The sequence below is a fragment of the Arthrobacter sp. AFG20 genome (genome assembly GCF_002892795.1).
GTDB lineage: Bacteria > Actinomycetota > Actinomycetes > Actinomycetales > Micrococcaceae > Arthrobacter.
This window is the reverse complement of sequence record NZ_PJMC01000028.1, coordinates 1-12294: the sequence shown is the minus strand read 5'-3', so window position 1 is coordinate 12294 and position 12294 is coordinate 1. Positions and strand designations below refer to the sequence as shown.

Below are 12294 nucleotides of genomic sequence, written 5' to 3'. Positions count from 1 at the left end.
CCAGCAGCCACTGACGTCGATCAGATGGAGGAGACTGCGATGGGCGAAACAACGGCAGAAACATCATCACCAGACCTGATGGTCGACCTGATCATCTCCCTGGACGGGTATGCCTCAGCCGAGGGATGGCCCGGCTGGTGGGGCCTCGAGGGGCCGGAATACCTGGCCTGGCTCGAGCAGGAGGGGGAGAAGGGCTACACCTTCCTCCTGGGGGCGAACACCTACCGGGTGATGTCCAGCATGTCAGGGGAGGCCACGGCCGAGGCGTCGGGATTCTCCAAGGATGAGGGAGCCGCCCTGACCGGCCTTGCCGGCGTCCCGAAAGTGGTGTTCTCCTCTACCTTGCAGGCGCCCCTGACGTGGCCCAACTCGGAGCTGGTCGCCGGGGACGCGATTGGGGCCGTGAGGGAGATGAAACGGACCGGGACCCGGCCCTTGAGTACCCTCGGCAGCCTCAGCCTGTGCCGGTCGCTGCTGGCCGCCGGCCTCGTGGACCGTTTCAGGCTGGTCGTTTTCCCGGTCATCACGGGCCGCACGGGGAGGGAGCGGATCTACGACGGCTACCCCGACGTCTCGCTCGAGATGGTGGACAGCAGGACCTTCGACGGCCGGCTCCAACTGCTCGAGTACATCCCCACGGTGCTCAACGGCCCGCCGGGCAGCGGGCCGAAGTGAGTCGGTCCGGCGTGAGCCAGCCCGACGTGGGCCCGGCCCCGAATGAGTCAGCTCACGGCAGTGGCCCGGGAACAGACCTACCTCCACCTGTTCGAGGAACAGCGTGTCCAAGGCGTCCTGATCACGCCTTTCTCGGACGTTCTCCAGCGGCTGGAGGCGATGCACTCGCGGGGAATTCCTTCCGTTTTGGTCGATCGGCTGGCGGGGTCCATGGAATTCTGCTCGGTGTCGGTGGACGAGGTTGCCGGGGGCGGGCAGCTGCTGAGCACCTCATCGCGGGCGAAGCGCCCCGACGCGGTTTTGGCGGCCAATGACCAGCTCGCCCTGGGTCTCCTCCAGTCCTTCACGGCCAGCGGAATCAAGGTTCCTGAGGAGATCGCCATCATGGGCTTTGACGACATCGACATCGACTTCGCCTCGCAGTCGAGCATCCCGCTGTCCTCGGGGCGGCAACGACGGCAGCTGATCGGGGAGCGGGCGGCGCAGTTGCTGTTCGACGAGATCGAAAACCCTAAAGGGCATGAGCACCAGCAGATCGTGTTCACTCCCGAACTCGTGATCCGGCACAGCAGCCGCCACGCCTAAAACCTACTGCGGAACGAGGCGCTTCTCGAGCCGGAACCGGTCCGGCACGGATCCTGCGCCGGTGGCCAGGTCCGCGGCGAGCCGACCGATCAGCGGGGCGAACTTGGCGCCGTGGCCGGAGCAGGGGGAGAGGATGGTGATCCCGTCCGCCCGGTCCAGGATGAAGTCTTCCGTGGGGGTGTTGGTAAACAGGCAGGTGGTCTCGGCGTACGGCTCCGGAACCAGGCCGGGCAGGTACTGGGCGACGTATTCGATGACCCGACGGCGGTTGTCCGGGTTGATCTGTCCGTCTTGGTCCGCGGCGGAGGGCAGGACCTTGCCGCCGTTGTATTCCGCGACCTTCTGTCCGCGGAAGCCGGCGTCGCGTCCGCCCGGCAGGCCGTAGGCCTGCCAGCCCTCGCGTTTGTGAATGAATGTCGGCCACGGTGAGACTTCATGGTCCGCGCTGTCGGCATACGGGAAGTGGTAGGCCTGTTCTTGCCGCACCTCGATCCGGGGGATTCCGGCCAGGAAGGACGAGGGCAGCGCGAGCGATCCCAGCAGCTGGGGAAGCCAGCCGCCGGCGGCAACAATCACGTTGGCGGCGCGCAGAGTCCGGCCATCTTCCGACGTCAGCACGTAACCGCCGTTTGAGGCGGCGATCGAGGTGACGGCCCAGTTGATGTGGAGTCCTGCGCCGTGGGTTACGGCCTGGTCAACCATGGCGGCGACGGATTCGTGGGCGTCGATTACGCCGGCGTCCGGGTGCCACAGCACCTGGGTGTCAAAGGTGATCTGGGGCCACCGGCGGTGGGCTTCTTCCGGGGTGAGGAGCTCGTGGTCGATGGCGCGCGCCGCCAGGACTGCGGCGAGGCGTTCGGGTTGGCGGATCGCGCCGTAGTCCACTGCGCCGGTGGGCGTGATGAGCTGCTTGCCGCTGAGGCGGGCCAGTTCGTCCCACCCGGTCTTCGCCTCCTGGACCAGGCCGGTGTAGAACTCCGACGGGTAGGCGTAGCGGAAGATCCGGGCGGAGCCGTGCGAGCTGCCGGCGTCGTTCGCGGGGGTTGAACGTTCGAGCAGGGCAACATCGTGCCCGCGGGAGGCGAGATGCCAGGCGGTGGCAGCTCCGGACAGCCCTGCACCGACGACGGCGTATTCGGTCGATTCCATGGATGGCTCCTTCGGTGTGGGATGGTCAGCGGGACGATGCCCGTGTTCATGTCCAGTAACTCACCGTCTTGTGCTGCCGGTCCAATATCATTTGACTAGTAATTATTAGCGTCGATCGAAAGAATCGCCATGGAACTCCGGCAACTCCGGTACTTCCTCGTCGTCGCGGACGAGCTGCACTTCGGCCGAGCCGCGGAACGACTGCACATCACCCAGCCCCCGCTAACCGTCGCGGTCAAGAGTCTGGAACGTGAGCTGGGTGTCCGGCTCTTCGACCGCACCACCCGCCGCGTGACGCTGACGGCGGCCGGCCAGGCCTTCAGGGACCGGATCCAGGCCGCCGTTGCGGATCTTGACGATGCCGCCGGAGACGTGGCCGACGTCGCTGCCGGCAAGAGCGGCAAGATCAGGGTGGGATTCGTCAGTTCGGCGAGCTACACCACCGTTCCCGAGGCCATCCGGACTTTCCGCCAATACCGCCCCCGCGTTGACCTCGTACTGCATCCGCTCACCAGCGGGGAGCAGGTCGAGCAGTTGCTGGACGGAAACCTTGATCTGGGGCTCATCCGGGATCCGGGTGACGTCCCGGGGCTGAACCTCGAACTGCTGAGCACGGAGGACCTGGTGTTGGTCCTTCCGGAAACACACCGTTTGGCGGCGGCGAAAGTGGTGCGCCCCGAGGATCTTGAAGGGGAACCCATGATCCTGTTCCCGTACCGCCTGATGCCCGGCTTCGTGGCGAGGGTCCTCAGGCTTTTCGACTCCCTGCCAAGCCCGCCGATGGTGGTCCAGCAGGCCATCCACCAGGAAACCATCCTCGGCCTGGTCGCCGCAGGATTGGGGGTTTCCGTCCTGCCCGAATCGGTGCAGCGGTTCCAGATGCCGGGAGTCGCAACGCGCCGCTTCGTCGGCAGGCCGCAGACGGAACTCCACGTTGCGCGGGCTGGTGGCGGTTCTCCGGCGGTGGAAGATTTCGTCCTGTGCCTCAGGGGACGGATTCCCGAGTGACCCTTGGCTGATCACACATCCCGGCCTTAGGCCGGGCGGACTGGAACAATTACTTGAAGCTTTAACTAATCAGCGCTAGGGTTAACTTCAAGCTTCAAGTAATTTCCCGGAATGTGGAGAACCGCAGATGACCGCATGTGTTGAAACCGCCCCGCAGGCTTCGGCCCTGCCCGCCGCCACCGTGCGCAGTCAGGTTATCGCGCGCAACCAGGTCACGGTGCGCAGCCAGGTGACTGTGCCGCTGCGATTTCCCGACGGATTCAGCACCACGGCTCAGGTGCTGACGTTCCGCGGCCTCGCGGACGGCAAGGAGCACCTGTTGCTAGCCCTGGGCCAGTGGGAGCAGCAGCTCCTCGCACACGATGTGCCGCTGGTCCGGCTGCACAGCGAATGCATGACCGGCGACGTGTTCGGCAGCCAGCGCTGTGACTGCGGACCGCAGCTGCGCGAGGCTGTCGAAGAGATTGCCGCGGTCGGGGGTTTTCTGCTCTACCTCCGCCAGGAGGGCCGCGGCATCGGCCTCTATTCCAAGCTCGATGCCTACGCCCTGCAGGACACGGGCCTGGATACCTACGAAGCCAATCTGGCCCTGGGCCACGGTGCGGACGACCGCGACTACACCGCTGCCGCCCAGATGCTGGACGCCCTCGGCGCGACGAGCATCCGACTGTTCAGCAACAACCCGGACAAGGCCGCGCAACTGACAGCCCTGGGCATCAGCGTCATCGAACAGGTTCCCACCGGCGTGTATCTCTCGCCGGCCAACCACGGCTATCTGGCGGCGAAGCGGGACCGCACCGCTCATACGCTGGAACTTCCAAGGGCCGACGTCGGGCACGTACCGCCGGCATCAGCCGGCACCATCCCCAGCCACGATGAGATACTCAGGCGTGTTGACGATCTGGTTCCCCGGCTGCGGGAACGTGCGGAGGAAACAGAGCAGCTGCGCCGCCTCCCGGACTCCACCATGAACGAACTGAAGGACGCCGGTGTCTTCAGGATTCTCGCTCCGCGGGCGCTGGGCGGGTACGGCATGGGGGTGGAAGCCTACGCTGAGGTCATCCGGCGGCTTGCACGGGGCTGCGCGTCGACCGCCTGGACTGCCGGGCACCTGATCGAGCACGTCTGGATGCTGGCCCGCTGGCCCCGGCGGGTCCAGGACGAAGTCTTCGCCAAGGGACCTGCTCCGCTGGCTGCGGCCACGAGTGCTCCCGTGGGTACGGGCAGGAAGGTGCCGGGAGGATTCTCGATCTCGGGGCACTGGAGCTTCGCCTCCGGGATCATGCATTCGGAGTGGGCCCTGCTGGCGGTGCAGGCCGGCGGCGTTCGCCTGCAGTGCCTGGTGCCGGTCGCCGAGCTGGAGCTGCTGGATGTGTGGCACACTGACGGGCTGCGGGGGACCGGCAGCAACGACCTGCGTGCGGACAACCTGTTTGTGCCGGAGTACCGGGCCATGGACTGGACGCTGCTGAGTGCCGCGGACAACCCGGGCAGCCTGATCCATGAGGACCGGATGATCCACACGCCCATGGCCACGCTGCTGAACCTGGTGGCACCCGCGGCCGCGCTGGGAGCCGCCGAGTACGCCGTCGACCTGTTCCGGGAAAAGATGCTGGTGCGCAAGGTCAAGAACACCGCTGACAACCGCCAGGCGGACTCACCGCTGGCCCAGGCGCGGTACTCGAAAGCCTACGGACTGGTGGCCACCGCGCGCCTGCACTGGCAGGAAGCGCTCCGCATCGTTTCGTCGTCATTCGAGCACCGGCCGTCAGGCCTGACTGAAGACGAGCGGGCCAAGTACCGGCTCTCCCTTGCCCTCAGCGGCGAGGCGGCGGAGGAAGCCGTGCGGCTCACGGTCTCGGGCTCGGGAGGCAGTGCCCACAGGCTTTCGCATCCGCTGCAGCGGGTCCAGCGCGACGTGAACGTCCTACTCAACCACCCGACCCTCAGCCTGGATCCGATCCTCGAACAGGCGGGCCGGGGCCTGCTGGGGCTGGGGTTCACGGTTCCGTCCTTCTAGCCAGTGCCCTTCCAGCCCCGGCGCGTTTTGCCTGAAGCCGGTCAGCCTGGACCGTTCATAACTCTCACGGTCCGGGGTGCCTGGAAAGACAAGTGCCGGATCCATTCCGGCTCATGGTCCCGCAGCTGGATCCCTGGCAGCGCCGCCGCGGTTTCCTGGACGATGACGCTAGCTTCCAGCTCGGCGAGCTTGGCCCCTAGGCAGCGATGGATCCCCGAACCGAAAACGAGACCGCTTGAAGGTCCGCGCCCCGCGTGCGCCTGCGGGCTCGAATTTCCGCGTTCTGCGGCTGCCGTGATCCGGTTGCCGGACAGTTCAAGGAGGATCTGGGTGCCGGCCGGGATCCGGCCACCGCCGAGGCTGGTGTCGTGTGCGGCCACGCGGCGCCAAGTGGGGACGGATGATTCGGTGGCGAGTACGTGCCGGACCACCGACCTGGCGCCGGTTTCCGATGCGGCTTCCTTCCAGCCCAAGGGCGCCGAACCCTCCAGCAGCCGGAACAGAGCGGTGCTGATCAGCTGCGTGGTGGTCTCCTGGCCGGCGATCAGCAGGAAGTAGCCCAGCGAGCACATCTCGGTCCTGGACAGGCCATGCTCGGCCAGCGACTTGAACAGGTTGCGTCCGGGAGCCGCCACGGATTCGGCCACGAGCCGGCGCAGCCAGACGTAGAACTCGGCCGCGCTGCGGGCCAGCTCGAGCTGCCGGTCCCGGTCCGGCCAGCCCCAAAACAGTTCCATGGAGTCCAGCCCCCAGCGTTTGAGGTCCGCAAGATCCCGCACGGGCAGCCCGAGGAGTCCAAGCATCACGACTGCCGGGGGAAATGTCGCCACCGTCTGCACGAGGTCCGCTTGGCCGGCGCGGACGAGTTGGTCCGCGGCGTTCCCCGCCGCTTCCCGGGCCAATTCCCGGATGCGCGGTTCCATGGCGGTGACGGTGGCCGGCGTGAAATAACCAGCCACCACCTTGCGGATTCCACCGTGCGTGCCGGTGTCGTTGCTGGCCAGGACCGGTGGCAACGCAAAGCCCACGCGCTGCAGCATCCGCAGTGCGGGTCCCTCCAGTGGCGTCACGGCAACCAGGGCATTCGCGGGACTGAAGTCGGCGGGCCGGTGCAGCACATCCCGGACCGATTCCGGGTCCCGGACCACGAGGTAGGGGCACTTGGCCGCGCCGTTGGGAGTTTCCGTAAGGGCCAGCGGCAGAGCCGTACTGGACGCCGGCATCATGCGGGCAGCCCGTTCAGCCATGCTGCCGCGCCGGCGCGGAAATCGGCTGGCAACATTTCCGCGGCCCCCTCGGGAAGGACGCCCAGGAGCGGGACCCGCAGCGCTCCGAGCACCTGCCGGTTGCTGTGGTGCACAGCGTCCGGGCTGAGGGGCCAGCTTCCGAGTACGACGCCGAGTACGTCGAGCCCGCGGGCCGACAGTACCTCGAGCGTCAGGGCGGTGTGGTTCAGCGTGCCGAGCCCCGGCCGGGCGACGAGCACAAATGCCGCCGCCAGCAGCGATCCGAGGTCTGCCAGGGTGCCGCCGTCGGAATCCAGTTCCACGAGCAGGCCGCCGGCGCCTTCCACCAGGACGTGGTCGTAGAATTCGCTGAGTTCACGGATCCGCTCCGCGTGCGCGGCCAGCCCAGGCAGCGGCGTCCTGTCCACGGCGGCAGCCGCGACGGGTGCCATGGGCTGCTGCAGTACGATGCCGGCCTCAGCGGTCACGCCGGTGAGACGGACAATCTCGCCCGCATCGGAATCGCCGTCGGCGGCACCCGACTGACATGGCTTGTACACCGCAACGCTTCGTCCCGTTCCGTGCATGACGGCGGCGAGGGCCGCCGTCATAATGGTCTTGCCGACGCCGGTGTCCGTTCCGGTGACCAAAATGATGCCAGGCAGGTTCATGGAAGCTCCTCCAGAATGCCGCGCAGCACTGCGCAGCTGTCTTCGATCTCTTCGGGCGTGAGGGTGGCGCGGGCCGTAAGCCGCAGCCGCGAGATCCCGTCCGGAACGGACGGCGGACGGAAGCAGCCGACCCGGACGCCGGCGCGGCGCGCTGATCCGGCAGCGGCCAGGGCCGATTCCGCGGACGGCAGGGGGATGGACTGCACGGCTCCTGCGGTCCGGTCGGGGATTGCGCCGCGCTGGGCAAGGGCCGGGGCCAGCCCGGCGGCCAGCGCTGCCGCGTTGCTGTGGACGAACCCGGCCCGCCACGGTTCGTCCCGAATGATGCGCGCCGCGGTGAGGGCCGCTGCGGCGGACGCCGGAGCCAGCCCGGTGTCAAAGATGAAGCCGCGGGCCCGATTGAGGAGGTGTTCCCGCAGCAGTGCGGATCCCAGGACGGCTCCGCCCTGGCTGCCCAGTGCTTTCGACAACGTCGCCGTCACGACCACATTTGGATGCCCGGCCAGGGTGGTCCCGGCCACCGAGCCGCGGCCCTGGAAGCTGCCGGCGCCGGTGACGCCGAGGCTGTGGGCCTCGTCGATCAGCAGCATGGCGTCGTGCTGCTCGGCCAACGCCAGCAGGTCAGCGAGCGGCGCCTCGTCGCCGAGGACGCTGTAGACGGATTCGACGGCGATAATCGCCCGCGGTTCCTGCCGTCCGGCGAGCAGGCGGCCGGCTTCCGCCACGCTGTTGTGGGCGAAGGATTCGGTGCGGGAGCGGCTGAGCCGGAAGCCGTCGATCATCGAGGCGTGGCAGTGCTCGTCCGCGACGATCAGGGTCCCGGGACTGCCCAGTGCCGTGATCACCCCGATGTTGGCCAGATAGCCGGAGGAGAAGACCAATGCCGCTTCCATCCCGGCCAGCGTGGCCAGTTCCTGCTCCAGGTCCAGATGCAGCTGCGTGGTTCCAGCGACCAGACGCGAGGAGGTGGCGCCGGCGCCCCACCCCGATGCGGCCTCCGCGGCTGCGCCGGCGACCCGCGGGTCCGTTGAAAGGCCCAGGTAGTCGTTGCTGGCCAGGTCGATGAACTTTTCGTGCGCGGCACGGGGGAGCGGGCGGCGCACCTGGCCCCGGCGTTCCCGGACCGCTGCCTGCCGTTCGAGCCACTGGGTCATCGAGCCGCTCATGACGCGCTCCCGGCCCTGGTTGGGACCCGCTGGACCTGGGCTTCGTGGACTTCCGCGACAGCCGCCGTCATCCCCACCGTAATCTGTGTGATGTCCGCCGCCGTGCTGATGTACGGCGGCATGGTGTAGACGAGATTCCGGAACGGGCGGACCCAGACGCCGTGGCGGATGGCTGCCACGGTGACGGCGGTGACGTCGACGGCGTCGTGCAGCTCGATGACACCGACGGCGCCGATGGTGCGGACATCCCGGACGGCCTCGAGCTCCAAGGCAGGCGCCAACCCGGACGCAAGGCCGCTGCCGATCCGGGCGACGTCGTCCCGCCAGCCGCCGGTGGCGATGATGCCGAGGCTGGCATTGGCGACGGCACACGCCAGCGGGTTGCCCATGAACGTGGGCCCGTGCAGCAGGGCACCGGCCGGGCCGCCGGAAACAGCCGCGGCTACCTCAGCGGTGCAGAGCATGGCGGCGAGGGTCAGGTACCCGCCGGTCAGGGCCTTGCCTACACACATGATGTCCGGCACGACGCCGGCATGACCGGCTGCGAACAGCTCGCCGGTGCGGCCAAAGCCGGTGGCGATCTCATCAAAGATGAGCAGCAGCCCGTGCCGGTCCGCCACCTCCCGAAGCGCTGTCAGGCATCCGGCCGGGTACGCGTGCATGCCGCCGGCCCCTGCAGCACCGGTTCGACCACGATCGCGGCAAGTTCCGGGGAGTGCGCGGCCGCCATCTCTGCCAGCTCAGACGCCCACGCCAGCACCGCTTCCGGGGTCGCCGACGCCGCCGCCGGAGGACGGGGCGCAAACACGTTGCCGGCGAGCAGCCCGGGGAAGGCCGAGTGCATGCCGTCTACGGGATCGCATACCCCCATGGCCGCGAACGTGTCGCCGTGGTAGCCGCCGCGCAGGCTGAGGAACCGCTGCCGCCGCGGGCGGCCGCCGGCGGTCTGGAACTGCACCGCCAGCTTGAGCGCCACCTCGACGGCGACGGGGCCCGAGTCCGCGAGGAACACACGCTCCAGTCCGGACCGGCCGGGGGCGCCCGGGGCCATGGCCACCAGGCGCTCGGCCAGTTCCACGGCCGGGGCATGGGTAAGGCCGCCGAACATGACATGGCTGAACTTCGCCAGCTGCGCTTTGGCGGCGGCATCCAGCACCGGGTGGCGGTAGCCGTGGATCACCGACCACCACGAGGACATCGCGTCGATTACCTCGTGGCGGGTACCGTCTTCGCCGCGGAGCCGCAGCCGGACGCCGGCGGCCGCCTCCACCTCCCACAGCGGAAGGCCGGAGGAGGCCGGCGCGTAAGGGTGCCACAGCCGTTCGCGGTCCTGCTTGATGAGGCCGGTCTGCGCTGAATCTAGGATCACGGGACCAGCACCCCATGCCGGGAACACTCGGCGGACCATCCCAGCGGCGTGACCTGCACCTTCATCCGCCGTCGGCAGGCGGTGCAGTAGCGAGGCGGTTCCATTGCCAGTCGTTCGCCGCACTCACGGTGGGCGTACGACGGCGGCCCGTCGCCGTCGTACGGCTCACCGCAGTGCCCGCAAAAGGCGGCCCCGCCGGTGGTTGAGCTCGTCGAAACCCGGGAAGTCGAAACCCTGCTCACAGCGTCTTCTGGAGTTCCTTGATGGGCATGTTCAGCTCGACCAGGAGGTTCAGGTCCGCGGTCGCGGGGCGCCCCAACGTGGTGAGGTAGTTGCCCACGATGACGGCGTTGATGCCGCCGAGGAGACCGTTGCGGGTGCCGAGGTCGCCGAGGGTGAGCTCGCGGCCGCCGGCGTAGCGCAGCACGGTCCGGGGCATGGCGAGCCGGAACGCGGCGATGGCGCGCAGGGCGTCCTTGCCGTCCATGATGCCCTGGTTCTCCAGCGGCGTTCCGGGGCGCGGATTCAGGAAGTTCAGCGGCACTTCGTGGGGTTCGAGGGCAGCAAGCTGGGCGGCGAGTTCGGCCCTCTGCTCGAGGGTTTCGCCCATGCCGATCAGGGCGCCGCAGCACAGTTCCATGCCGGCTGCCTTGACCATGTTGCAGGTCTCGAGGCGCTCCTCATAGCTGTGCGTCGTCACAACTTCCGGGAAGTAGCTGCGTGCTGTTTCCAGGTTGTGGTTGTAGCGGTGCACGCCCCACTCTGCGAGCTGGTCCACCTGGCGTTGGGTGAGCATGCCCAGGGAACAGGCGATGTTGATGTCCACTTCCTCGTTGATGCGGTCGATCGCGAACTTGATCTGGTTCATGAGCTTGATGTCGGGGCCGCGGACGGCAGCGACGATGCAGAACTCGGTGGCTCCGGTGGCAGCGGTTTCCTTCGCGGCCTTGACCAGCTCGGGGATGTCGAGCCACACGCCGCGGACGGGGGAGTCGAACAGGCCGGACTGGCTGCAGAAGTGGCAGTCCTCCGGGCAGCCGCCGGTCTTGATGGAGATGATGCCCTCCACCTCGACGTCCTCGCCGCAATGCTCGAGGCGTACTTCGTGGGCCAGTTGCAGGGCGGCGGGAAGGGCTTCATCCGGAAGGCGCAGCACTTCCTCGAGCTGCGCCTGGGTGAGCCCGATGCCGTCCTCGAGGACCTGCTGCCTGGCGGTTTCGAGGATGGGGAAAGTGGCCGGGATGGTCGCGTGCCTTGCGGCTTCGCTCGCGTCTGCCTGAATCGTCATTGATGGGTCCTTTGCTGTGATGGCTGCGGATATTCCTCTGAACCGACGCTAATTCCCCATCGAGGGCAAGATTTTGTGGGGTCCCAACAAGCAGGTCGGCGGGACATTGGTCGGGTCCAACTCTGGTTCCCTGCCTAGTGGCATGCAGAAAGGGCCGCCGTCGCGGTGCAGCGATGGCGGCCCTGACGTTCAGGTGGTCCGGTTAGCCGTTGATGATTTGGGGGACGCCCAGGTGCTTGAGGCCTTCGACGCCGAATTCGAGGCCGTAGCCGGACTGTTTGGCGCCGCCGAAGGGGACACGGGGGTCCACGGCGCCGTGTTTGTTGATCCAGACGGTGCCTGCTTCGATGCGGGCAGCGACTTCGCGGGCGGCCGTGAGATCCGGGGACCAGACCGAGGCGCCGAGTCCGACGTCGAGCGCGTTGGCGTATTCGATGGCCTGGTCGATGGTGCTGTACCGGATGATGGGCAGGGCCGGGCCGAACTGTTCCTCGGCGACGAGCGGGTTGTTGTTGTCGATGTCGGCCACGAGGGTGGCGGGGTAGAAGTAGCCGGGCTGGCCGGGGTCGGGGTTGCCGCCGAGGAGGATCCGGGCGCCGGAGTCGCGGGCGGCTTCGACGAGGTTGGCGACGATGTCGTACTGGGCCTTGTTTTGCAGCGGGCCCAGGACGTTGTTCTCGTCGAGGCCGACGCCCATGGGCATGGCGGCGGCAACAGCGGTGAGTTCGTCGCAGACGGCGTCGTAGATGTCGTCGTGGACGTAGAGGCGCTTGAGGGCGGCGCAGGTCTGGCCGGTGTTGATGAAGGCGCCCCAGAAGAGTCCTTCGGCGATGGCTTTGGGGTCGGCGTCGGGCAGGACGATGCCGGCGTCGTTGCCGCCGAGTTCGAGGGTGAGGCGTTTGACGGTGTCGGCGGAGGATTTGATGATCGCGCGGCCGGCGGCGGTGGAGCCGGTGAACATGATCTTTCCGATGGCGGGGTGTTCGGCGAGGCGGGCGCCGACTTCGCGGTCGCCGGAGATGACGGTCAGGACGCCCTCGGGGAGTTCCTCGTTGAGGACCTTGATCAGGGCGAGGACGGAGAGCGGGGTCATCTTGGAGGGTTTGACGACGGCGGTGTTGCCCATCCGCAGGGCGG

General features: G+C 67.8%; 10 protein-coding genes and 1 pseudogene. 4 read left to right on the top strand and 7 right to left on the bottom strand.

Annotation, left to right across the window (positions count from 1 at the left end; all coding sequences use genetic code 11):
- Positions 1–39 precede the first annotated feature (39 nt).
- Both CXZ05_RS21490 and CXZ05_RS21485 read left to right on the top strand, forming a co-directional pair.
- Entirely contained in the window at positions 40–675 is a 636-nt protein-coding gene (locus CXZ05_RS21490; RefSeq protein WP_102974489.1) for a dihydrofolate reductase family protein, read from the top strand.
- A 42-nt stretch (positions 676–717) separates the two neighbouring features.
- Positions 718–1260 (top strand): substrate-binding domain-containing protein, encoded by a 543-nt coding sequence (locus CXZ05_RS21485; protein ID WP_258006680.1) that lies wholly within the window; start codon positions 718–720, stop codon positions 1258–1260.
- Positions 1261–1263: 3 nt separating this feature from the next.
- Here CXZ05_RS21485 and CXZ05_RS21480 read toward each other — a convergent pair whose 3' ends face one another.
- The gene (locus CXZ05_RS21480; protein WP_102974488.1) at positions 1264–2409 is read right to left on the bottom strand and encodes an FAD-dependent oxidoreductase; all 1146 of its coding nucleotides are present in this window, start codon (positions 2407–2409) and stop codon (positions 1264–1266) included.
- 129 nt (positions 2410–2538) lie between these two features.
- On the opposite strand from CXZ05_RS21480, the gene CXZ05_RS21475 reads away from it, so the two are divergent.
- Together CXZ05_RS21475 and ribA are read left to right on the top strand one after the other, a co-directional pair.
- Positions 2539–3417 (top strand): LysR family transcriptional regulator, encoded by an 879-nt coding sequence (locus tag CXZ05_RS21475; RefSeq protein WP_102974487.1) that lies wholly within the window; start codon positions 2539–2541, stop codon positions 3415–3417.
- A gap of 127 nt (positions 3418–3544) precedes the next feature.
- Positions 3545–5437 (top strand): GTP cyclohydrolase II RibA, encoded by a 1893-nt coding sequence (gene ribA / locus CXZ05_RS21470; RefSeq protein ID WP_102974486.1) that lies wholly within the window; start codon positions 3545–3547, stop codon positions 5435–5437.
- A gap of 41 nt (positions 5438–5478) precedes the next feature.
- On the opposite strand, the gene CXZ05_RS21465 is transcribed toward ribA, so the two are convergent.
- The 6 genes and pseudogenes from CXZ05_RS21465 to CXZ05_RS21435 all read right to left on the bottom strand — a co-directional run.
- The gene (locus tag CXZ05_RS21465) at positions 5479–6684 is read right to left on the bottom strand and encodes a cytochrome P450 (RefSeq protein WP_308411014.1); all 1206 of its coding nucleotides are present in this window, start codon (positions 6682–6684) and stop codon (positions 5479–5481) included.
- Positions 6660–7334: a dethiobiotin synthase gene (bioD, locus tag CXZ05_RS21460; protein ID WP_102974485.1), complete on the bottom strand. Its 675-nt coding sequence runs from the start codon at positions 7332–7334 to the stop codon at positions 6660–6662. Before bioD ends, CXZ05_RS21465 begins: the two co-directional genes overlap by 25 nt.
- Complete coding sequence (locus CXZ05_RS21455) at positions 7331–8488, bottom strand: 8-amino-7-oxononanoate synthase (RefSeq protein WP_102974484.1); 1158 nt, start codon at positions 8486–8488, stop codon at positions 7331–7333. The genes bioD and CXZ05_RS21455 overlap by 4 nt, the downstream gene beginning before the upstream one ends.
- Before the next feature lie 8 nt (positions 8489–8496).
- Positions 8497–9908, bottom strand: a pseudogene (locus CXZ05_RS21450) (adenosylmethionine--8-amino-7-oxononanoate transaminase).
- Positions 9909–10107: 199 nt separating this feature from the next.
- Positions 10108–11157, bottom strand: coding sequence for a biotin synthase BioB (gene bioB, locus CXZ05_RS21440; RefSeq protein ID WP_102974482.1), 1050 nt, complete (start codon positions 11155–11157; stop codon positions 10108–10110).
- Between the two features lie 202 nt (positions 11158–11359).
- Positions 11360–12294: aldehyde dehydrogenase family protein (locus CXZ05_RS21435; protein ID WP_102974481.1), on the bottom strand; the 935-nt coding region annotated here is incomplete at its 5' end.

Coding starts and splice junctions, on each gene's coding strand:
- CXZ05_RS21490 (WP_102974489.1), top strand. CDS start 40: ATGGGCGAAACAACGGCAGAAACATCATCACCAGACCTGATGGTCGAC.
- CXZ05_RS21485 (WP_258006680.1), top strand. CDS start 718: ATGAGTCAGCTCACGGCAGTGGCCCGGGAACAGACCTACCTCCACCTG.
- CXZ05_RS21480 (WP_102974488.1), bottom strand. CDS start 2,409: ATGGAATCGACCGAATACGCCGTCGTCGGTGCAGGGCTGTCCGGAGCT.
- CXZ05_RS21475 (WP_102974487.1), top strand. CDS start 2,539: ATGGAACTCCGGCAACTCCGGTACTTCCTCGTCGTCGCGGACGAGCTG.
- ribA (WP_102974486.1), top strand. CDS start 3,545: ATGACCGCATGTGTTGAAACCGCCCCGCAGGCTTCGGCCCTGCCCGCC.
- CXZ05_RS21465 (WP_308411014.1), bottom strand. CDS start 6,684: ATGGCTGAACGGGCTGCCCGCATGATGCCGGCGTCCAGTACGGCTCTG.
- bioD (WP_102974485.1), bottom strand. CDS start 7,334: ATGAACCTGCCTGGCATCATTTTGGTCACCGGAACGGACACCGGCGTC.
- CXZ05_RS21455 (WP_102974484.1), bottom strand. CDS start 8,488: ATGACCCAGTGGCTCGAACGGCAGGCAGCGGTCCGGGAACGCCGGGGC.
- bioB (WP_102974482.1), bottom strand. CDS start 11,157: ATGACGATTCAGGCAGACGCGAGCGAAGCCGCAAGGCACGCGACCATC.